The 21341-nt window shown below is 40.4% G+C and carries 19 protein-coding genes and 4 pseudogenes; 18 read left to right on the top strand and 5 right to left on the bottom strand.

All coding sequences use genetic code 11. The features are described from left to right. The first annotated feature begins 263 nt into the window (after window positions 1–263). From QMO62_RS01220 to QMO62_RS01230, 3 genes are all read left to right on the top strand, one after another. Window positions 264–1856 carry a diguanylate cyclase domain-containing protein gene (locus QMO62_RS01220; protein ID WP_284638101.1) on the top strand — a complete coding sequence of 531 codons (1593 nt, stop codon included), beginning with the start codon at window positions 264–266 and terminating at the stop codon, window positions 1854–1856. Window positions 1857–1887: 31 nt separating this feature from the next. Continuing rightward, window positions 1888–2079, top strand: coding sequence for a hypothetical protein (locus QMO62_RS01225; RefSeq protein ID WP_284638103.1), 192 nt, complete (start codon window positions 1888–1890; stop codon window positions 2077–2079). A 141-nt stretch (window positions 2080–2220) separates the two neighbouring features. Next, window positions 2221–2541: a hypothetical protein gene (locus QMO62_RS01230; protein ID WP_284638105.1), complete on the top strand. Its 321-nt coding sequence runs from the start codon at window positions 2221–2223 to the stop codon at window positions 2539–2541. 78 nt (window positions 2542–2619) lie between these two features. Here the strand turns inward: QMO62_RS01230 and QMO62_RS01235 are convergent, their stop codons facing one another. Next, window positions 2620–3564 (bottom strand): class I SAM-dependent methyltransferase, encoded by a 945-nt coding sequence (locus QMO62_RS01235; protein ID WP_284638107.1) that lies wholly within the window; start codon window positions 3562–3564, stop codon window positions 2620–2622. Between the two features lie 113 nt (window positions 3565–3677). Here QMO62_RS01235 and QMO62_RS01240 point away from each other — a divergent pair, with 113 nt between their 5' ends. The 10 genes and pseudogenes from QMO62_RS01240 (at window position 3678) to sigK (QMO62_RS01285) (ending at window position 13056) form a co-directional block, all read left to right on the top strand. Further along, a complete protein-coding gene (locus QMO62_RS01240; RefSeq protein ID WP_284638108.1) occupies window positions 3678–4319 on the top strand; it encodes a TetR/AcrR family transcriptional regulator in 642 nt (213 codons plus the stop codon). A 164-nt stretch (window positions 4320–4483) separates the two neighbouring features. Further along, on the top strand, window positions 4484–5995 hold the full coding sequence (locus QMO62_RS01245) for an MFS transporter (RefSeq protein WP_284638110.1): 1512 nt from the start codon (window positions 4484–4486) through the stop codon (window positions 5993–5995). 32 nt (window positions 5996–6027) lie between these two features. After that, window positions 6028–6579 carry a GNAT family N-acetyltransferase gene (locus QMO62_RS01250; RefSeq protein ID WP_284638112.1) on the top strand — a complete coding sequence of 184 codons (552 nt, stop codon included), beginning with the start codon at window positions 6028–6030 and terminating at the stop codon, window positions 6577–6579. 35 nt (window positions 6580–6614) lie between these two features. Then, window positions 6615–7519: pseudogene (locus QMO62_RS01255) on the top strand (NAD(P)/FAD-dependent oxidoreductase). Between the two features lie 21 nt (window positions 7520–7540). Next, on the top strand, window positions 7541–7996 hold the full coding sequence (locus QMO62_RS01260) for a GNAT family N-acetyltransferase (protein ID WP_284638114.1): 456 nt from the start codon (window positions 7541–7543) through the stop codon (window positions 7994–7996). A gap of 482 nt (window positions 7997–8478) precedes the next feature. Continuing rightward, window positions 8479–9030 (top strand): hypothetical protein, encoded by a 552-nt coding sequence (locus tag QMO62_RS01265; protein ID WP_284638115.1) that lies wholly within the window; start codon window positions 8479–8481, stop codon window positions 9028–9030. A gap of 641 nt (window positions 9031–9671) precedes the next feature. After that, complete coding sequence (locus tag QMO62_RS01270) at window positions 9672–10163, top strand: hypothetical protein (protein WP_284638118.1); 492 nt, start codon at window positions 9672–9674, stop codon at window positions 10161–10163. 18 nt (window positions 10164–10181) lie between these two features. After that, complete coding sequence (locus QMO62_RS01275) at window positions 10182–11000, top strand: SDR family NAD(P)-dependent oxidoreductase (protein ID WP_284638120.1); 819 nt, start codon at window positions 10182–10184, stop codon at window positions 10998–11000. 431 nt (window positions 11001–11431) lie between these two features. Then, complete coding sequence (locus tag QMO62_RS01280) at window positions 11432–11971, top strand: histidine phosphatase family protein (protein WP_284638121.1); 540 nt, start codon at window positions 11432–11434, stop codon at window positions 11969–11971. A gap of 452 nt (window positions 11972–12423) precedes the next feature. Next, window positions 12424–13056: an RNA polymerase sporulation sigma factor SigK gene (gene sigK, locus QMO62_RS01285; RefSeq protein WP_372516637.1), complete on the top strand. Its 633-nt coding sequence runs from the start codon at window positions 12424–12426 to the stop codon at window positions 13054–13056. A 214-nt stretch (window positions 13057–13270) separates the two neighbouring features. Here the strand turns inward: sigK (QMO62_RS01285) and QMO62_RS01290 are convergent, their stop codons facing one another. Beyond that, on the bottom strand, window positions 13271–15805 hold the full coding sequence (locus QMO62_RS01290) for a hypothetical protein (RefSeq protein ID WP_284638123.1): 2535 nt from the start codon (window positions 15803–15805) through the stop codon (window positions 13271–13273). A 123-nt stretch (window positions 15806–15928) separates the two neighbouring features. On the opposite strand from QMO62_RS01290, the pseudogene sigK (QMO62_RS01295) reads away from it, so the two are divergent. Next, window positions 15929–16441: pseudogene (sigK, locus tag QMO62_RS01295) on the top strand (RNA polymerase sporulation sigma factor SigK); the annotation flags it as partial. Window positions 16442–16485: 44 nt separating this feature from the next. On the opposite strand, the gene QMO62_RS01300 reads toward sigK (QMO62_RS01295), so the two are convergent. Both QMO62_RS01300 and QMO62_RS01305 read right to left on the bottom strand, forming a co-directional pair. After that, window positions 16486–16767, bottom strand: a complete 282-nt coding sequence (locus QMO62_RS01300) for a type II toxin-antitoxin system RelE/ParE family toxin (RefSeq protein WP_284638125.1) — start codon at window positions 16765–16767, stop codon at window positions 16486–16488. Beyond that, entirely contained in the window at window positions 16767–17033 is a 267-nt protein-coding gene (locus tag QMO62_RS01305; RefSeq protein WP_284638127.1) for a hypothetical protein, read from the bottom strand. The genes QMO62_RS01300 and QMO62_RS01305 overlap by 1 nt, the downstream gene beginning before the upstream one ends. Before the next feature lie 81 nt (window positions 17034–17114). On the opposite strand from QMO62_RS01305, the gene sigK (QMO62_RS01310) reads away from it, so the two are divergent. Further along, window positions 17115–17657, top strand: a complete 543-nt coding sequence (gene sigK, locus QMO62_RS01310; RefSeq protein WP_284638129.1) for an RNA polymerase sporulation sigma factor SigK — start codon at window positions 17115–17117, stop codon at window positions 17655–17657. Between the two features lie 167 nt (window positions 17658–17824). Here the strand turns inward: sigK (QMO62_RS01310) and QMO62_RS01315 are convergent, their stop codons facing one another. Continuing rightward, window positions 17825–17911, bottom strand: a complete 87-nt coding sequence (locus QMO62_RS01315; protein ID WP_284644823.1) for a putative holin-like toxin — start codon at window positions 17909–17911, stop codon at window positions 17825–17827. Window positions 17912–18215: 304 nt separating this feature from the next. Here QMO62_RS01315 and QMO62_RS01320 point away from each other — a divergent pair. From QMO62_RS01320 to QMO62_RS01330, 3 genes and pseudogenes are all read left to right on the top strand, one after another. Next, window positions 18216–18461 (top strand): annotated as a pseudogene (locus QMO62_RS01320) (sigma-70 family RNA polymerase sigma factor); the annotation flags it as partial. Between the two features lie 457 nt (window positions 18462–18918). Then, window positions 18919–19092, top strand: a pseudogene (locus QMO62_RS01325) (sigma factor); the annotation flags it as partial. A gap of 90 nt (window positions 19093–19182) precedes the next feature. Next, window positions 19183–21312, top strand: a complete 2130-nt coding sequence (locus QMO62_RS01330) for an ABC transporter transmembrane domain-containing protein (protein WP_284638131.1) — start codon at window positions 19183–19185, stop codon at window positions 21310–21312. Window positions 21313–21341 lie beyond the last annotated feature (29 nt).

Below are 21341 nucleotides of genomic sequence, written 5' to 3' on the forward strand. Positions count from 1 at the left end.
AAAAACGTGGTATTCCCGCATTATTTGACACAGTTCTACAATTCTTGCATAACAGGTTGCATAGTTAATGGGGGGATGCGGTTGATTCTCTTCAAAAAGAAATAGTCCGCCAACATAAAAATTCATCAATTTGCGTGGGCACCTTATTTTTTTGCGTGGATATGCTAATAAAATGCGGATTAGGCATGTTTGTTATAGTGTAAAATTAACTATAGTATTTAACGAAGATTATCAATATAAGAAGGTGTTTGGGGAGAAAAATTATGCATAAACAAGAAGCTGATATCATAAAACGAACCGTTGTAAAATCAGGCCTTATTCTTACCATAATTAGCTTAGTAACCTTTTGCGTTATATTTTACTTGGTTGGGAGTAAATTTGACCTTTCGCAAAATGAGGAGATAACGTCTGTCACTGGTCTTATTACTAGTGCTATAGAAGCTACAGATACAGCAGCAGATACTTATGAAGAACTCGTTGGATTGCGTATGTTAGCTATTTCTAAAACGATAGCAAAACAATTGAGTGGTCGGAGCGTTTCGACGATTAGTGAAAAGGAGCTGATAAAACTAAGGGAGGAATGGGATTTGTCTGATATTTCTTTATTCGTTCAACACAAGGGAGACATCGTTGTAGCGAAGTCATCAGACCCCAAAGAAGTAGGGTTAAGCAGTAGGAGTTGGGGATATTGGTTTAGTGCTTTTGAACAATTGTTTGATTTACAACCTGTACGTGTTAAGGAGGGATTTAGAAGTGAGCATTTTTGGGTAGGTCCATTGGTAAAGTCCGTACTGTATAATAAACAATTTCTATACGCTTATTATTATGACGGTACAACAGACTTTATCATTAATCCTTATATCTCAGCCGCCGATGTACAAATATTTATTGATGCCTACGGACCTAGCAGATTAATCGAAAGCATGATCAAGTCATCACCTGATATCGTGGAAATTGCAGTTATTAATGTTGAACCATATTTGAATGACACTAAAAATAGTGTGGTTGAACCCAAAAAGGACTTGCCAATTCTCTATGGTAAGCACACCTACATGCTTAAGGAAGACAAGACTGTGATGGGTGACAGCTTGCTGCTGGGAAGTATGCAGACAGTTTCCTTTAGGGAAAGTGGAACAAATTACAAAAAAATCTTTGTCCCTTTACCCGAAAATAGATTAATAACAATAGTTTTGGATACTTCCAAAAGAGATAAGATAATATATCAAATACTTGCTATGATGATTCTGGTTTATTTAGCGGCATTCTCTGTTCTTTATTTCATAATAAAAAAAATAGGGTCACGAATTTTCATTTTGGTAGAAAAAATCAGACGCTTTGCATACTTTGACACATTGACCGGACTTCCTAATCGAAACCACTTTCATGAATATCTTAGTTCGCATTTAAATAACCATGAGATAAATAAAAAATTGGCTTTATTTATTATCGATCTCGATAACTTTAAAGATATTAACGACACCTTAGGTCACGCAGCTGGGGATAGGTTCTTAATTGATGCTTCGAAAAGACTAGATAAACAAATAAATAAAAGAGGATTTCTTTCACGTATCGGTGGAGATGAGTTTACCCTTGTTTTACCAACCGAAAATGTAAAGGAAGCTCAGGATCTTGCATTGGAGTTAATATCAAGCTTTCGAATGCCCTTTCAACTAGAAGGGAAAGAATTGGTTGTCTCTATGAGCATAGGTATAAGTATATATCCTCATGATGGAACTGATGTAGACTCATTAATGAAATGTGCGGATACAGCACTCTACTATGAAAAATATAAAGAAAAAAACAACTTTTCCTTTTTTGATCCTATTATGCAAATAGGCATTAGGAAAAGATTCTGAAGTTAAGTTAGGACGAAAGGAAGATGATGTCTTGGTCAACGAGATAGGTAAAAACATTAATTTAGAAATAAAGCAGTGGTTAGGCGATGAGCTAGCAGAGGCGTTGTCAGAATTATTATCATTAATGTCCTCTGAGGAACTACTAGAATTATCTGAGTCTTTGAACTTAATCCATCAATATATGATTGAAAATTCAATTAAAGATCATCAGCAAAAAGTATAGGGCAATAGATTTGTGCGTCATCCGCAAATGCTTGCGCGATGTCTATTCGTCCAAGTAATTCAGCGAAGTCATTTGAAGATGCTTTTGACTTTCTTTCCATTAAAGATAATAGTTTATATAATACAAATTGGAGTGTTATTTTTGAACAATATGATTGGCGGAGATGCACTAAAGACCAAGTTTATAGTCACGGTAATGGTGCATAGAGGAGAAAATATTAAATTTGAATATTTCCACGTTTTATTAAAGACGGGAGAACAGCCCAACATAGGGATTTATACGAAGCTTATCAGGGATCAATTGATGATTGACGTAGAAATTAAAGAAATAATTGAAGGCAGTTGTGTATTTTCAGTTATTCCTCACCAAAACACGGATATTACGAAAATCATAGTGGTAAGACAAATGAAGGATATTACCTACATAGCAACGAGTAAAAATAATTCATACTTTCAGAATTAAAACAAAGAGTGCCCTCATATGTTTTGAGGGCTTTTCACTTAATTGAAGGCTACGTGTACCCCCGTTTACTTGATTAACTTACTTAATTCGATAAATCCTAGTAGAAGATAGACGGTTATGAATTGTTGTAGTGATTATTCGGAAGCGATTGTCTTGAGCTATGATTTTTTCAACGAATGGAAGACTTGGTGAATACGCAAAACAACCATCTATTTTAAGCGAATGAAGTATATGCATAAACATTCGAGCATAATCGGCATAACGTCCATCGTTACGTAAATGGTGATGATGAAAATGGTTTGTAAACGCCATATGAGAAGTAATTGTGCCCCAACAATCCAATCCGTAGTCCATGGTCAACCAGTCACCAGTTATAACATATTTATAGCTTCTTTCCCGACGATCAAGGCCATATGCTTCCTTATGTTGCCGGTGAAGATATCGGACAAGGTTAGCTTCCCGACCGCAGCCAATGTCAAGAATAGGTGTAGATATATCATTAAGACCCAAACCCAATATCTGAAGTTGAAATCTTGCTGTGTACTCTGAATTTATCACAAATGGAATTTCAGGGTTGGATTTGTAAGTTTCAAATAAGTCCTTACCGTTGCTTTGGATTAAAAACAATCGCAGCCTATGGTAATGATCATGGAAGCAGTCCATAATGTGTTCATTTGGAAGGTTTAACTTCTTGATACACTGATAAATTGCCTCAATTGAATTATGATATAAACGTTCCAACTGAAATTGATCACTTTTGCTCAAATGTATGTATTGGTTTGCTTGCAGTAGGCTAGCAATACAGGCTTTAGATATATATGTAATGGTTCGCTGCAATTCGTTAGATGTAGTGGCTTTAAACCATTGGATGAAATCAAGCCTATATTGCTTTAAAAAAAATAATGTTTCGTTAGTTGCGGTTAATGGAGAGTTGCCCTCATTGTCCAAATAGAAAATACTTTTGTATCTATTATGTATAAGCTGATTTTTGATTAAGTCTTTTAAGGCTTCGGCAACTTGCATTTAGCATACCTCCATCTGGACAAGATTGACCGGCGGTCGGTCCCCATAGTATCATACATTATATACCGACTGGTGGTCAATCATACATGAATTAATTGAGAGGCAGTGGGATTTTGAAACGAATCATTAAACAACCTGAGGAACGCAGACGCGAAATTATGAATACATCTAGAGAACTATTCATTTCTCAGGGGTACGAGAAAACCAGTATTAATGATATTATTCATAAAATGGGTGTGGCTAAAGGGACATTTTACCATTATTTTAAATCCAAAGAAGAGATTGCTGATGCAGTAATCCGAGATGCACTGGAAAAAGTCATTGAAGCTTTCCATTTAATTCGCTTAGCGTCCGATTTGAATGCAATTGACAAATTGAACAAGATAATCCGTTTTTTTTTACAAGAAGCTACCATACATTATCACACCGGTTTGATGAAATATTTGCATCGCGAAGATAACATAAGACTTCATAAGAAAATGAAGGTTGCTTTAATTAATGAGTTCGTCCCAATTATATCTGAAGTGGTTATGCAGGGAATTGACGAAAAGGTATTTAATACTGACTATCCTCAGGAAACTACGGAGTTTCTGTTGATTGGAATGAACTTTATGCTTGATCCGAGTTATTTTTCATGGTCTGAGCAACAGTATTTTACAAAGCTTGATGCAGTTATTGAGATATTCGAGAAAATTCTAGGGACTCCCAAAGGCAGTTTTCCCCTGGTTAAGGAACATTTAAAAAAAATGCTTTAATGGCAGAAAAAAGGTTTTTTTCGTGCAAACCGCAAAAATTTGCGGACATGTGGGCAGAATTTGCGCGCCTCGTTACTCGATTTGGGTATATCATGAATTTAGGGCTCTTGTTGGATCACTTTGAAGAAGGGTCCTTTGAGTGCAAAATCAAAGGAGGAATATCATTGAAGGAAGCTAATAAATTAGTCGTTTTATTTGCCTTGCTAATTGGTGTTTTTATGGAAAATCTAGATCATACCATCATGGCAACCGTCGTTCCTTCCGTTGTCGCCCAACTGGGAGGGATGAGCATATTTTCCTGGGTGTTCTCTGTATATCTACTAACATCAACCATTTTCATCCCTATTTTTGGGAAACTAGCTGACCAATATGGCAAGAAGCCTTTTCTAATCATTGGCTTCTTTACTTTTATTGTGGCATCAGCATTGTCAGCGAACGCGGAATCAATGGGACAGCTAATTATCTATAGAGCACTTCAAGGTCTAGGTGCTGCCCCCTTGATGCCAATAGCTTTTAGTATGATATTTGATCTGGTCAAACCAGAGAAGCAAGGGAAAATGCAAGCCTTATTTGCGGCGGTAAACGGGATATCGCTCATTATTGGACCGCTCCTTGGCGCATACGTTACAGATCATTTCTCTTGGCACTGGGTCTTTTGGATGAATATCCCGTTGGGAATATTAGCCCTAATTATTATCTGTATATTCTACAAGGAGCAGAAAGTACGTCAAAAGGGATCGGTTGATTTTGCCGGGGCCGCTTTACTCACTGCTGCCATTGCTCCACTTATGCTTGGTTTGGTAACAGGTGGTAAAGAATATGCTTGGGGTTCATGGCAAATCATTTCATTATTTTCATTAAGTATTGTTTTTGGATACATATTTTTACGTGTTGAGAAGAAAGCGCAAGCTCCAATTATTGCTATTCAATTATTTAATAGAAAGGTATTGTCCTCTTCTGGAATTGGTTTCTTCCAGGGTATTGTAATGATTGCAGTTATGATCTACATTCCTTTCTTTATTCAAGGGGTTATGGGAGGTACTGTAACTTATGTAGGAAAGATCATTACTCATATGATTGTTGCTATGATTATTGGAACAGGGATCGGCGGTCATTTATTAGAGAAGGTCAGACCAAGGACAATGGCGTTTGTTTCCGTTATTTTTATTGGAATTGGCAGCTATATGCTGGCCCAAATCGATTTTCAAACGGCAGATATGTACTTTTTTATAGCAATGATTTTTATGGGGTTGGGAATGGGGCCGCTTCTTCCCATGACCACGTTGTTAGCTCAAACGGCTGTAAATCACGAGCAAATAACAAGTGTCACCTCTTTGCTTAGCTTCTTTAGAAATATCGGAATGGCTGTCGGCAGTAGTTTATTAGCGGTAATAGTTAATCATCAGCTAATGATTAGTGCAGACTCGTTATCAGTTAATCTGACCTCAGAGCAGACAAAGCTGTTAAAGGACCCGAATTTGTTAATGGACTCTAATTTACAAGCATTTATTCCGGCCCAAACGCTGCATGTCCTGCAAAATTCGTTAAATACAGGGATCGTACATGTGTTTACGGCTACAATTGTCTTCTCGTTCATCATGCTGTACTTTAGTATGATGATCGGTAAAGACAAATTGGTTGCATCTAACGGAGGTAAAAAGTTAGGTTTCCATTAATAGATTTTATCTTAGTAAATTGGGAGGATTACATGAATTTCGAAACGTTTCCAACAGTAGAAACTGAACGGTTTATCTTGCGTCAGCTAACAACCGAAGATGCTCCAGCTGTTCTTAAACTATTCTCCGATGCAGCTGTTACAAAGGATATGGGAATTGATCCATTCACCAGTATTACAGAGGCAGTAGGATTAATTCTTTTTATGAATGAGTTGTTTAAGGAGAATAAGGCATTCAGATGGGGAATATGTAACAAAGCTGATCAAACCCTGATTGGTACTTGTGGTTTTAACGGGTGGGAAACTCAACGAGGCGCTCGAGGGGAAATTGCGTATGATTTAGGAAGGGAATATTGGCGACAGGGCTACATGACTGAGGTTTTAAAAGAGGCTATTTCTTTTGGTTTTAATATGATGGGACTACACCGTATTGAAGCATTTACAAACTTGGATGCTACACCCTCATTGAACTTATTAATCAAACTTGGGTTTAAAGAGGAAGGAGTATTACGTGGGTATTCAACGATTCATGGGGAATATGCTGACCAGCGGTGTTTCTCTCTTCTAAAGAATGAATGGGAATAAAATAAACAGCAGCAGTTTTAAAGGGGGGATTATCAGTGAAGACTTACGATTGTACCGTTATCGGCGGGGGACCTGCTGGACTCAATGCAGCGTTAGTATTGGGCAGGGCGAGAAGAAGTGTGGTATTGTTCGACGACAATCTGCCCCGAAATCGAGTGACTCATGCTTCGCACGGTTTTCTGACCCGTGACGGAGTGACACCAGCTGAATTTCGGCGAATTGCCTATGAAGAAGTGCTTCACTATCCTTCAGTGGAGCGCCATTCCGTCAAGGTAACTGATGTTCGAAAGCTTGACTCTGGATTTCTGGTCACCGCGGAAAACGGTGAAACGGTCCGATCTCGAAAATTACTGATCACCGCCGGTCTAAAGGAGGAGCTTCCGCCTATTCTTGGACTTAAGGAACTGTACGGCAAAAGCGTGTTTCACTGTCCCTACTGCGATGGGTGGGAACTGCGGGATCAGCCACTCATCGTTGTGATAGATCATCCACGAGCTTACCACATGGCTAAGCTAATTTATCAATGGAGCCGTGATCTTGTGGTTTGTACCAACGGCCGGAAAGTATTGACATGGGAGCAGAATCATGCACTTTATCACGCAACATAGTCGTGACAGAGCAAATGGTGGCGTCTTTTCATGGAAGCAATGGACAATTGGGTCACGTGGAATTTACTGATGGAACGCAAATTGAGCGGACTGGAGGGTTTGTGCTGCCCCTGTGGCGGCCTTATGTTTCGTTTCCTGACGAACTCGGCTATGAAACGACGGAATGGGGCGGAATCCGAACCGATGTGACGGGCAAAACCATAATTCCCGGCTTGTTTGCTGCCGGAGAGGTTGCTTCCGGGGTGCCATCACAGCTAATCGTTGCTGCAGCCACTGGGAGCATTGCGGCTATCGGTATTAATGAGGAGTTAGTGGAGGAGGATTTTTCCTAGAAAAGAACGGGGGCTCGAAGAATGATCCGCGAGCTTGAAATAACTAAAAAAGAGGTGGCTGAACAAGTCCTAGCGGTTCAAATTCCTGCTTATACAGTTGAAGCTGAGATTATCGAATTTCACGGCATTCCCCAACTGAGTGAATCAATTGACTCGTTATCTAAAAGCGATGAAAATTTTTACGGATACTTTTCCAATGGAGAATTGATAGGAGTCATTTCTTATACAGTTGATATTGAGATAATTGATATTCATAGACTGGTGGTACTTCCTAGCTTTTTTCGAAGAGGGATTGCTAGAAAGCTATTAGATTTCATTGAAGCTTTGGAGAAAGATGCAAATATATTTCTGGTTTCTACCGGAAAGAAAAACATACCAGCGAAAAATCTTTATTTAAGTAATGGTTATAAACAAATCTATGATAAAGAGGTTGCTCCAGGTATTGCTTTGTCTTATTTTAAAAAGAAAAAGGCTTAAAGCACGACTATCCTTCCATCAAAGATTGTAAATTTCGGGGTACTGTACATCATTTTCCCACTTTACAATCTTTTTGTTTTCTTGGTCTTACAATTCTCTTATAACCACTTTCTATTAAGCAATAGAAGCATGCAAATCTTATTTGATATGGTAAGTTGGCACATATTGTAAGCGGCTTTCTAGCTCTATGCATATTTTGGATTCCGATCATATCCCATTAAAGATACATAACAGTGTTGGTTGGATCCAGGGTTCATTAGTACTATGCTATCTCAATCTTTTTGGAGGAAGATTTACATGAACAAGCTGTGTTTTACCTTTATTAGGTGCTACCTATGAGAAGAATCGGCGTTTTTTTACTTTGCTGTGGATTCTTTCTCCTTCTCTTATCGGCTCCGTCCCTATTTCTGCACTTTCGAGAATATTTTCTCGCCCACTCTTTCGAAACTCGGTATGAATTGCTCCCGACAAAGGAGCCCGGAATGTCTGCATATGCAAATAAAACAGATTTTCATGGTAATCGAATTGCTTTTTCGGACTCGATCGTAGGTAGAGATGAAGAATGGAAAAATGACAATGTGCGAATCACAGTAAACGGCGTTGATTATTCTCATTCGGCTGATGTTGTAATTCGCCCAAATTATCGTGACTCCAATAGATACCACGGATATCTTGCCTTGATTGAACTTGTTGATAAGAAAGAGGGAACCAGCCGGATGGCTGTGATCCAAAGAATTGACAGCTTGGAAAGTCCCCCGCAAATGGAAAAGCTGCGATGGCGACTTTTATTCGTTTCGATAGATGGAACTGTCGAGGAGGAAATTTTTTCGTATAAGGATCGCGGCTCTCCGTTATATCGGGCGAGGCTCGCCAATTTTGCTACTCCGATTGCGGTTGGCTTCCGATCGGATGTCCTATACTTCTGGCCAACCATTTTCTATCCTCTCTTCTATCCTTATATTACGGCTTTATTCGGTTTCTTGTTTTTGTTAATGGGTTTCATCCTTTGCATTAGAGCCAAAGGGCTAACTTGATCTGTTTGAGCCGTAAGATGTTAGGCAGGAGGAGAAGCAGAACGTATACAACAGGCGACAGCTCTGCCAGCTTACTTTACCGGATAGACTGCTTCCCCGCGCCCGACTTTGTTTAGTTAAACTCGGTCTTAGGGCGGCCTTCGTTGCACTTACGGAGTGTAACGACATGGTTAAAAAAATTGGTTGTTCTGAATAAGTCCTTGAAAATCAAGGACTTGTTTAGGAAGCACAATTTTGCCGCGGTAAATTCCATCACACCCAACCCGATACCCCATAGAAACCTGAAGGCAGCAGCCAGCCGTTCAGTGGGCAAGGTCCCAAACACAACTAGCCTTCCATCAAAGATTTTAAGTTTCGGGTACTGCACATCATTACCCACTTTACAATCTTTCCGTTTTTGTTTGAGAAAAGCAAACTGTTTAGAAACTACTCTCCGAGCACTTGTCGGATGCAAAAAAAAGAAGACTTACTACTGAACAGGGGAATTTAGTAAAAATTTTCTTATGTGTCCCTTACCATGTCTTGCGTGTACAACGCAATATTTTGCGTAAGGTTGTTTCATAATTGCGCGAAGTTATAATTTCATTCCTGATAAAATCAATTTAGGATGTTTATAGATCGTAAAGGAGATTAAATTAATTATGACTATTGAACTATTGGAGTGGGGATTATTTTCGTTTATGCTTGGGCTGGTCTTGTCTCTTCCACTTGCAGCTGTCCATTATCAAGACTCCCCCAAATGGACTAAATTGTTCACGAATCCCCGGAAACTAAAATCAGCTCATCTCGATTTTTTTACACAAGCTTTCGCAGCAGGCTTTGCATACTTGTTGGAAATAGCTTTAGAAATTAAATTTCCTGTATATGTTATAGTCCCATTAATTTTTGGAACGATCATGAATCCGATGTTGCTCTTAATTGAAGCGACCCCACTTCACCGTTCAGGATTGGGTTCACTAATATATTTATTACTTAGGGCAACAAGTCCTGTTTCATTATTGTTTGCTTGGTTCTTTATTGCATGGAATACCTTGCCTACCTCCTTGATCTATTTATTCGCTGTCATGATCATTATTGGATCATTGCTTATAATGAAGTTTAAATTACAGACAAAACACGACACTAATATCTAAAGAAGGAGCAATTTTGAAGTGAAGAACCTCAATGTACTCATAACAGGTGCCAGTGGTGGAATTGGTCATGAATTAGCTAAAACTTTCGCGGAAAACAACAACAACCTAATACTTATAGCAAGAAACATCAGCAAATTGAAGGAGATCCGATCGGAGCTTTTAAAGCAGAATATTAGTATAACTATTATACAGAAAGATCTCACAGAGCCGGGTGCTGCTTATGACATTTATGAAGAGATGTCTAGGAGAAAGATACGGATTCATGTTCTGGTAAATTGTGCTGGAGTAGGTGTTTATGGTGATTCTCTTGAGTGCACCATTCAGCAGAAGTCTCAAATGCTAAAGATAAATATAGACACTTTGACGAACCTCACGCATTTATTTGCTAAAGATATGGTTGATGATAAATTTGGTAGAATATTAAATATCGGATCTATATCCTCAGTTATGCCAACCCCATTTATGAGTTTGTATGCTGCAACGAAAGCGTATGTATTATCTTTCTCAGAAGCATTAAACAGTGAACTGATAAGAAAAGGGGATATTGCTGTGACCACACTTTGTCCTGGTTTTACTAAGACAAATTTTATCACAGAGGCAAATCTTGGGCATATGGAGACTTTGTTAAACAGAATTGCATTGTCCCCATCCGTTGTAGCGAAGCAAGGTTATAATGCACTCAAAAAAAAGAAGTCAGTTAAGGTTGTCGGGAGACTTAACACTCTCATGCTTATCATGATTAGAATATTGCCAAGAAATTGGGTCCAATCGTTGGCTTTTCATTTGCTTAGGGACCATTCTAAACTTAAGTCGAATCCACAACAAAACCCAGATTAAATGGTTGCAGCGCAGCGATAAGGCTTTCAGATGTTAAATTAACTGTTGTGCACCCTATCCTCCTATTCTATTCCCTGACACGAACTAGAGCGTTCTTGTAACCAATCTGTGAGCTCTACTGTGAAAAAGGCTTAGATGATAGGCATCAGCGAGGCTTGTCGGATTTTTCGTGTCCCCGAAAGGTGGAATGATCCATATGGATAAGGAAAAGTCTTACAGCAAAACCGATTGTAGGAGGTCAAATGATATCGACCCAAAAAAAACTAATCCATTATTGAGGAAATGACAACCCTTGTCCATCGGCGGATACTTTTGGACCTAGTAGATCGTACTGCCGTAAGTCCCGTAGAGCAGTGATTGTCCAAAGAAAGAAATAAGAGAGAGCAAAACATTTTACGCGGCTGCTTCTTTATCCGGTATAGAAAGGGTCTATGAAAATGAGAATAGGTATTGTTCGACATTTTAAAGTGAAGCTGGCTTACCCGGAGCAAAGATTGGTATCGGCAGCGGAGGTCAATGAGTGGTTTGACCGGTATGATCGAGCGGAGGTGGAGATGCAAGAAGCGGAGCTCGGAGGGCTGCATTGGGAAGTATGCTACACCAGCGATATGCCACGTGCGGTTCGAACTGCGAAGAGTATTTACCATGGGCCGGTGGTTGAATCGAGTAGTCTGAGGGAGTTGCCGCTGCCTGCCCTTAGCGGTCGCTTACGTATGCCATTCCTGTGGTGGGCCGTTGCCGTAAAATGTATGCAGCTGACGAGCCCGACAAACCGCAAGGAGATTGAGCAGTTACGAGAAGGCTTTCGCGTATTCTTAGATGAAGCGATGGGACAGGGCTACGAGAACATTTTGATCGTAAGCCATGCCTCCATGATGAGGGAGATGCGTAAAGAGCTTCAAAGCAGGGGATTCAGGGGGCCAAAGTTTTCGTATGCGGAGAACGGAAAATTGTATGTCTTTGAGAAGTAAAACATCCCTTCCTTGCCGAGCAAGACGGGATGTTTTGCTGTCGACAAGTCATTTTTTCAAAATGGGGGGCCCAAATTTTACATCGGTAGTATGATTGCGTGCTTTGTTCGGACAGGTGGCTAAAGCTTATTATAGTAGTTCTAGAAGGGGGATGCTCTTGTTATGTATTTGAAGCTTTACGTACATTTCCTTGGCTGCAGTGACTTGGCAGCCGTCGGTATGGGCATCTGACGGAAGACATTCGATGGTGATCTTGTGATCACTTTTGATAAAGATAGAGAAAAATCTCAGGATTTCGTCTTGCATCTACTCCTGCTAGTTGCATTTGTAACTGCTAGTTAAGCTCTGCACGATACCACTCCCATTGAATAAGTGAATGACCTTCAGACTGTCAAAACCATGCTCGTCGCTTCCTCTGATGCTTTATCTTTGCCAGCGGGAGAGCTGGCAAGTTGCCTAGCGGCGTGTCAGCCTCTAGTGCTACCGTATTCTGCTGCTGGACGATAACGTCGATTATATTGGAAGCCTCGTATTATGCTAAAAATATTCTTATGGTTACATCGTATCGTGTACATATCGTCAAGAAATTCGACAATACCGGGGAGGACCTGGAGGATTTGATCTCGATCGGCACCATCGGCTTAATCAAAGCGATCGAATCGTTTAGTCCCGACAAAGGGACCAAGCTTGCGACGTTTGCAGCACGCTGTATCGAGAATGAGATTCTGATGCATCTGCGGTCACTGAAAAAGACGAAGAAGGATGTCTCGCTTCATGACCCCATCGGTACGGACAAGGAGGGAAATGAGATTTCACTGATTGACATCCTCGGGACAGAAGCGGACGATGTCGTGGATAAGGTGCAGCTGAAGATAGAGAAGTCGAAGATCTATAAGAATCTGGATATCTTGGATGAGCGGGAGCGGGAGGTCGTGGTTGGTCGCTTCGGGCTCGAGACGGGCGGCGAGGAGCGGACGCAGCGGGAGATCGCGAAGGAGCTGGGGATCAGCAGAAGCTACGTCTCTCGGATCGAAAAGCGGGCGCTGATGAAGCTGTATCATGAGTTTTATAAGCAGAAACGGTAATTTAAATGGGGGCATGCTAAATCGGCAGGTCCTTATATCTTAATTGTGTGTGATGACTGGCGATGACCGATTTCTGGGAGTCGCTGCATCGCTAGTCATCATACCACAGAGGCATCATTCAGCCGTAACACCGCAGTTTCATAAAATCGTGTTTGGGAGAGTATTCAATACTACTGACAGACTCTTCGGAACATTGATACAATATGTACTGTTATTATCCAACTTTATAAATTAATCCTTCAAGTCTTTCTAACGTTTTTTCAAATTCTTCTTTTTTCTTAAATGTCAATTTTTTATAAGCAATTGTTCCAATTTGTTTTTTAAAATTTCTGATTAGCTCACTAACTTCAGTTACAGCTCCCTTTGTAGTGTATAAACTTTGTGCTTTTAATAGTAACGATTCTAGATAGAAACTATACATTGACATATCTCTTTCGGTCGGTGTTATCCTGCAAAGTTGAATAAATTTATTAACATTTGTTAAACATGTTTCAGGTGTATGCCTGTAATATCTTGCCGAAAATATTAAATATTTTTTATATAAAAAATCATCTCTAATTTTAGACCAATCAATGTGTTTTAATTTTTCTAAGTAATTCCCACACTCTTCAGGATTTTTCCCTGCCAACTCACCAATTTGATTGACATATATTTCACATTTGGTTTTCTGCATAGCTCTATCTTCAATTAAATAATTTTCTGCATGTTGCAATTCTCTTGCGCCAATTAGAAAATTACAAATGTAAATTCTGGTTTGTATATCGAGAATCTTAGTTTTCATACAAGCAAATTTTTTCTCTAGCTGTTGGAATGTTTTGTACAACTCGGAGGATCTTATACTTGTAGTTTTTTGTGTATTATTTCTTTCTTTCATTAGTTGTTTTTTAATTTCCTTAAGAGAATTGACTATTAATCTAATTAAAGTTTGTTGTTTCTGCGCAAGTCTAGTATCATTAAGTTCGCGAGCTGTTAGTTTATCTATTAACAAAAAGTTATTATATATTCCAATCGGTTCTGACTTTTCATATAAGTAAATTAAAGTATCAATTGAAGGATTACTTTGAAACGCTTTTATCATATACTTAATATCTTTTGAAACTCTAAATTTACTAGAATAAATAGAGGAGAGAAGCTCTGGTAAGTTCATATCCTTGTCAAATTGAATATCATTAAATAATTCTGTAAGTGACAGGACTTCTTTAAAAATCTCAGCTTGTTTTAGACTAAATACATTAAATACATCTTCTGAAAAATTACCATTGATATATTCAACAATTAATTCATTAACCGTATAATAGGAAGAGTCTTTTATTTTCTGACAAAACCCTATGTTGACAAGTAATTGTGATCTTAGATACCGATCACCATAAAGTTTATTTAATCTTAATTCCTCTTTAATGAAATTTAGTAATTCTTCATTTATTTGATAGGTATTGGTATCGGCACAAATAAAACAAAGTATTGCTAAGTATATTTGAGTTTCCTTAGGCATACTTTCAATGGTGTTTTCAAAACAGAAACGCATGAATTCCTGTGTTTGTTCTACAATTTCAGTTACTTCCGAGGTGTAATCAGTTTCATAGTCTATGCGAATATCTTTTATTGTTTTAATTGAGGTACGTAGAGTATTACTTAAGGAAATAATTAATCCTGGATTTCCAAAAGACGTCTTTTGAATCCATTCCCAGTCTTCTGCGCTTATATTGTTTAATTTTGTCCGTTGATCCTTCATAAAAAAATATAAGAGTTGTTTGGTGCCTTCTACATCGAAATGATTCAAAGGATATGGATTATCTCTTTCACCCAATCCATATCTACTCGTAATAATTAGTCTTGAAGGTGATAAATGTTTCTTCATAAACTTTCGGGCAATGTCGGAGAATTCTGCAAGATTACTCTGTACTATTTCTGTCTCAAGGTTATCAAGTATCAGAAGTGTTGACTTATCAAAAATGTTATCCCATACTAACGATTCAACATCTTCAAAAGTTTTATCTTTAATATCTATAGCCATGTAATAAGCAAGTTTATAAATCAGGTCCTTATGGTTACTAATATTTTTTTCAAATCTTTTAGTTTCACCGTGTTCGAACATTGTGTTTTTAAAACTCATTAAATAAATCCTATCGAAAGGTCTGTCAGGAGAGTACATTAAATCTTCTATCAGTTGCAGTACTAGAGCAGTCTTGCCAAGTCCACCGATACCTATAACAGAAATAGGTGCAGGAATTGTAAGTTCTTCTTTTAAATTACGTAACTCTTTATCTCTTCCTATAAGTTTATCGAAATTTTTCCCGCCAGGATACTCGAGATATACCAATGGAACTTCGTAATTTTCGATGTCAACAGTTAAAAATTGATGCCATTTTGCAAGATACCGATCTTCACTTAGAGCTTCTATAATTGTCATGCACTGCTCTTCAATTTTTTCTAATTCATCGTATCCAATGATCCTTGAATGCATGATGTTGTTTCTGAGTTGAATTAATAAGCCATATTTAACATTTAAGATGTTGTTTCTTTTCTTTCTATTAATACTCTTAATACTGTCAAGTAGTTGACCCAAGTGTAAATACTTCAGTAAAGTTCCATAGGGAATAGGAAGTTCGATACCATTATTAACTGCATTTTTTTCAGCCTCAGCTAGTACTGTAGTGCTAATATCACTGGGTTCGGAAAATTCCGTTAGATACTCTCTCAGTACGTTCTCCAAAAAGAAAATCATTTTGTAGCCATTTGAATTTAGCACTAGTTTCCACCTCAACTAAGGATATAGAACTAATTATAGTATAAAATATTACATAAATCACCAAAAATTACTTTTCGATATATGAAAATACATAATTTCAAGTTTTTTTCATCGTACCGTGTACACATCGTCAAGAAATTCGACAATACCGGGGAGGACCTGGAGGATTAGATCTCGATCGGCACCATCGCCTTAATCAAAGCGATCGAATCGTTTAGTCCCGACAAAGGGACCAAGCTTGTGACGTTTGCAACACGCTGTATCGAGAATGAAATCCTGATGCATCTGCGGTCACTGAAAAAGACGAAAAAGGATGTCACGCTTCATGACCCCATCGGTACGGACAAGGAGGGAAATGAAATTTCACTAATCGACATCCTTTGTACGGAAGCGGACGATGTCGTGGATAAAGTTCAGTTGAAGATCGAAAAGTCGAAGATATATAAGAATCTGGATATTTTGGATGAGCGGGAGCGGGAGGTCGTGGTTGGTCGCTTCGGGCTCGAGACGGGCGGCGAGGAGCGGACGCAGAGGGAGATCGCGAAGGAGCTGGGGATTTCGCGATCGTATGTGACGCGGATCGAGAAGCGAGCGCTGATGAAGCTGTATCATGAGTTTTATAAGCAGAAACGGTAGAATGTGAAACTGCCACGTCCCTTTGAATATTGGGGGTGGCAGTTTTAGAATTCACCTGGAAACAAAATAGCAAGGACTATGATTTTGTTGTCTTGTTTCTGATAGTAGATTCTGAATTTCTTAACAACTACACGAGATAAACCTGCATAAGTTCTACTTTCTTCTATATACGATTTACTTAATATAGGGTTGGTTAACAGTGCCTCTGTTTCTAAGATAAGGCTAATGATAAAATCATATGTCTCTTCTGGTGTAAATCTATCACTTCGAAATCTGACCAGCTTTTTTCTTACCGCAGGTAGCCAAACTAAAAGGTAAGGATCCATTATTCGAAATCCTCTTTCGAAAGAGATTTTAGTAAATCGGATGTTGAGATCCCTAGTCCTTGCTTATATTCACTTTGGCTTTGGGCGATCATTTCCTTTAAGTCCTTATTTGCCAGAACATCTGCTTCAATAGTACGATTGTCTTCTTCTTGTAGTACTATAGTAAATTTTCCTTTACCGGGAATAAAGAACTGGCCGACGGAATTATTTCGGTCAAGATTAGAAATGTAGTCCATTAATTCTTCTGAAGTATTCAGTTTTTCCATTTTGTTCACTTCCTTTTATCATATTAATGATGGATTAATTCATTATATCACAATGCAAATAAATACGAACATCGACAATCTATGTACTTGAGGATTACATCGTATCGTGTACATATCGTCAAGAAATTCGACAATACCGGGGAGGACCTGGAGGATTTGATCTCGATCGGCACCATTGGCTTAATCAAAGCGATCGAATCGTTTAGTCCCGACAAAGGGACCAAGCTTGCGACGTTTGCAGCACGCTGTATCGAGAATGAGATTCTGATGCATCTGCGGTCACAGAAAAAGACGAAGAAGGACGTCTCGCTTCATGACCCCATCGGTACGGACAAGGAGGGAAATGAGATTTCACTGATTGACATCCTCGGGACAGAAGCGGACGATGTCGTGGATAAGGTGCAGCTGAAGATAGAGAAGTCGAAGATCTATAAGAATCTGGATATCTTGGATGAGCGGGAGCGGGAGGTCGTGGTTGGTCGCTTCGGGCTTGAGACGGGAGGCGAGGAGCGGATGCAGCGGGAGATCGCGAAGGAGCTGGGGATTTCGCGCTCGTATGTGTCACGGATCGAGAAGCGGGCGCTGATGAAGCTGTATCATGAGTTTTATAAGCAGAAGAGGTAGAATGGATGCTAAGGGCTTGAAGGTATGCGGAAGTCGTGTTACGATAAGAATAACAAAAGAGACGTGCGCCAACACGTCTCCCTGCATAACAGTTTGGATGGGGCTACCCTCCAAAATCGTATGGAATCAGAGAAGTAACCCACTACCTGGCGTTCAACTAGGGTGGGTTACTTTCTTTTTTCGATATATGTCAAAAGCGCCAAAAGGAAAGTTCCGAAAGCGATAAAGGACATGATCGTTTGGAAAGTATCCATCGCACCACCTCCTCTCAGGAGGGGACCGATCCACCACAAGCTGGTTATGCGTGTCTATTATACCATAGTTTTGATTCTAGTAAATCTAAAATAGTACATACGTTCCTGTTTCGCCATGAATTCTATTGTGTCTTATCAAACAGAGTCTCATCTGATGATAGTACCAAGAAGGTAATGATATATTAAGAAATTGAGTTACAGAACAGTTAGTGGAAGGGTTTAAATCTGATTCATAAGTGGACCATAGCAGAAAAATTGTTTGCATGGTTCTTTTTGGTTGCCACAAGTTACATCGTATCGTGTATATATTGTCAAAAAATTCGATAATACCGGGGAGGACCTGGAGGATTTGATCTCGATCGGCACCATTGGCTTAATCAAAGCGATCGAATCGTTTAGTCCCGACAAAGGGACCAAGCTTGCGACGTTTGCAGCACGCTGTATCGAGAATGAGATTCTGATGCATCTGCGGTCACAGAAAAAGACGAAGAAGGACGTCTCGCTTCATGACCCCATCGGTACGGACAAACCTAACAATGTGACCTTGATTACATCCAACTTGCCGTTTTCAAGATACCATGTAGTTGAAATAAGAATACGTGAAATCTAAAAACAAATGTGAATTAATTCACAAATGACAAGGAGATGTTTGGGATGAAAGAATGGATGGAAGGGAATAAGTTTATGGCGTGGCTGATGGTTTTTGTACTGCAAGCCGGGGTTAAATGAGATGAAGGCAGCGCCCGATAAGACAGGTTAACGAAGTAGTATTGAACGGAAGGGTGAAGTCGATGCATAGGCAAGCTAAAAAAACAAAATATGTGTTCTAAACAAGTATTTGGAAAATCAAGGACTTGTTTATTTTTTTAAACATAATTTTGCCGATGAGTATGCTTGTCAAAACGGCAGCCTAATGGGTTAAGTGACATGTAAACGGTTGAGAAAGACTGTAATCGAAAGTTGCCCATTGAGGAAACAAAATAAATTACATTGTTTAGTGTACACATCTCAAAAAATTCGATAATACCGGGGAGGACCTGGAGGTTTTGAACTCGACCGGTACGATCGGATTGATCAAAGTAATCTAATCGTTCATCCCCGGCATAGGGACCAAACACGCCACCTTCGCTGCACGCTGTATCGAGAATGAAATCCTGATGCATCTACGGTCGATGAAAAAGATTGGCCTCCGCCATCGTTTACAGGTTAGGCAATCTGCGTTACTCTAAGAGTAATGAAAGGCGGAGATACCCTTGCAGTTTATACAAACTGTGCTGCGTTACTTTATGGTAAGCAAACGAATGTTCGGTTTATTTATATTGTGCATTCTCGTCGAAGTTGCATATGCGGTCGCAGCTCCCTTAAGCCTCAAGTATTTCGTGGATGATGCTTTTGTCCCGAAGAATGTACACGTTTTTGTCATCATTCTGAGCTTATTAATCGGTGGCGGTTCGCTCAATATCTTGGCAAATCTCTACGGTGACTACGCGCTGGGCAAGCTCAGCGGGGAAGTGATTCGGAAGCTGAGGCTGGAGCTGTTTGACCATGTGCAGAAGCAATCGTTTTATTTCTTTCATCGTTTCCAGGTCGGCGATCTAGTCACGCGTTTCATTTCGGATATGGGTGGAATGGAGAAGGTGATTCGCGGCTCCTTTCCTTTTACGATAAGGGAGTCCTTAAGCATCTTGCTCGGATTAATCATGCTTTTTTCTATTGAATGGAAGCTGACTCTGGCGATGCTGGCCTGCTCGACACTGATGTTCATCGGTCCAAGGCTGCTCCAAGGCCGAGCGGAGTCCGCCAATATGAACTATAAGCTGGCACAGGAGCGGTTCTCCAATACGATCGATGAGATGGTCAAGGGCCACAAGACCATCAAAAGCCTGCATTTGCAGGGCAGGCTCAAGCAAGCGGCACAAAAGAACATTCAAGAGCTGTTCTCTTTCGGATTCCGGCTGCATGTTACAAATTCTTTAATGGAGCGGCTGCCCTTAACCGCTTTATTGATTCTCAATGGGATCATGCTCAGCTTCGGGGGATACTTGATTTTTCAAGATGAGTTGACGGTCGGAGGGTTCATGGCCTTCTTTACCTTGTTTATGAGTGTGGGTCAGGCTGTATCCAATCTATCATTTCTCATTCCGAACCTCATTGAATCGAGCATTAGCTTCGGACGCGTCGGGGAAATTCTCGATTATAAACCCGATGTGCCTGAAGCATCGGATGCCGTTCAGCTGCCTGTTTCCCTGCAGCCGATTCGAATGGAACAGGTTTCCTTTGGCTATACCGAGGATACCCTTCAATTGCAGGAGGTCAGCCTTCAGATTGAAGCGGGAAGTTATGTCGCATTCGTCGGTCCTAGCGGCTCAGGCAAAAGCACCGCGCTGCAGCTGTTATCACGTTTCTACGATCCGAAGCTGGGCACAGTCTCCATCGGCGGGCAAAACTTGCGATCCGTAAGCGAGGCTTCCTTAAGAAGACATGCCGTCTTAGTCACGCAGGACACCTTCTTGTTTAACGGAACCATCCGGGAGAATTTGCTGCTGGATCGTACGGAACTAACGGAAGAGGATCTCACGGAAGCTGTAAAGCAGGTGGACATGCATCGCGTTATCCAAAGCTGGCCTAACGGGTATGATACGCAGGTTCAGCAGGGTGGTGGAACGTTATCCGGCGGGGAACGTCAGCGCCTGTCGCTGGCACGTGCACTCCTGCGAAGACCGAAGCTGCTGCTGCTGGACGAAGTCACATCGGCATTAGATCCTGCTGCAGAGGCAGAAATCAATCGGGTGATTGAGAGGATTCGCCGCAGTCAAACGATTGTCTCCGTCACGCATCGGTTAGCCTCGGTTGTTGGCGCTGACCGGATATACGTGTTTCAAGAGGGGCGTATCGTAGAATCCGGTACACATGAAGAGCTGCTGCGATCCGGCGGCCTTTACAGAAGCCTGTGGGATAAACAACACGGCTTTCATCTTTCCCATGACGGCCTGTATGCAACCGTGGATGCGGAAAGACTTGCCCAGCTGCCCTTTTTTGCAGGAATCGAGCCGTCTTTGCTTCAGGATATTTCCGGTCTTTTTGCAACGGAAACCTGCCATGAGGGCGAATCGATCGTACGTGAAGGTGAGGAAGGCAACAAATGTTATATCATTGTACGCGGCAAGTTTGAAATTTTGAAGCAGCTCACGGCCGGCGATCCGACGCGGGTGGCGGTTCTGCAGGATGGCGACCACTTCGGGGAAATCGCTTTGCTGAAGGACATTCCACGGACAGCTACGGTGAGAGCCCTAGTCCCCTCCGTCCTTTTATCCATAAGGCGAGAGGCGTTTGCTAAATTATTAAGCGAACACCCTCATATTCGCAAAACGCTGGAACAAATTCTGGTGAGCCGCATGTGAGGAATCGGAACCGAGAAAGGAGCTTTCCA

The organism is Paenibacillus silviterrae (assembly GCF_030167925.1).
Classification (GTDB): domain Bacteria; phylum Bacillota; class Bacilli; order Paenibacillales; family NBRC-103111; genus Paenibacillus_G; species Paenibacillus_G silviterrae.

Excerpts from the sequence above, each read along its gene's own strand:
- QMO62_RS01220 (WP_284638101.1), top strand. The coding sequence starts at position 264 with ATGCATAAACAAGAAGCTGATATCATAAAACGAACCGTTGTAAAATCA.
- QMO62_RS01235 (WP_284638107.1), bottom strand. The coding sequence starts at position 3,564 with ATGCAAGTTGCCGAAGCCTTAAAAGACTTAATCAAAAATCAGCTTATA.
- QMO62_RS01250 (WP_284638112.1), top strand. The coding sequence starts at position 6,028 with ATGAATTTCGAAACGTTTCCAACAGTAGAAACTGAACGGTTTATCTTG.
- QMO62_RS01260 (WP_284638114.1), top strand. The coding sequence starts at position 7,541 with ATGATCCGCGAGCTTGAAATAACTAAAAAAGAGGTGGCTGAACAAGTC.
- QMO62_RS01265 (WP_284638115.1), top strand. The coding sequence starts at position 8,479 with ATGTCTGCATATGCAAATAAAACAGATTTTCATGGTAATCGAATTGCT.
- QMO62_RS01270 (WP_284638118.1), top strand. The coding sequence starts at position 9,672 with ATGACTATTGAACTATTGGAGTGGGGATTATTTTCGTTTATGCTTGGG.
- QMO62_RS01280 (WP_284638121.1), top strand. The coding sequence starts at position 11,432 with ATGAAAATGAGAATAGGTATTGTTCGACATTTTAAAGTGAAGCTGGCT.
- QMO62_RS01300 (WP_284638125.1), bottom strand. The coding sequence starts at position 16,767 with ATGGATCCTTACCTTTTAGTTTGGCTACCTGCGGTAAGAAAAAAGCTG.
- QMO62_RS01305 (WP_284638127.1), bottom strand. The coding sequence starts at position 17,033 with ATGGAAAAACTGAATACTTCAGAAGAATTAATGGACTACATTTCTAAT.
- sigK (WP_284638129.1), top strand. The coding sequence starts at position 17,115 with ATGTACTTGAGGATTACATCGTATCGTGTACATATCGTCAAGAAATTC.
- QMO62_RS01315 (WP_284644823.1), bottom strand. The coding sequence starts at position 17,911 with ATGGATACTTTCCAAACGATCATGTCCTTTATCGCTTTCGGAACTTTC.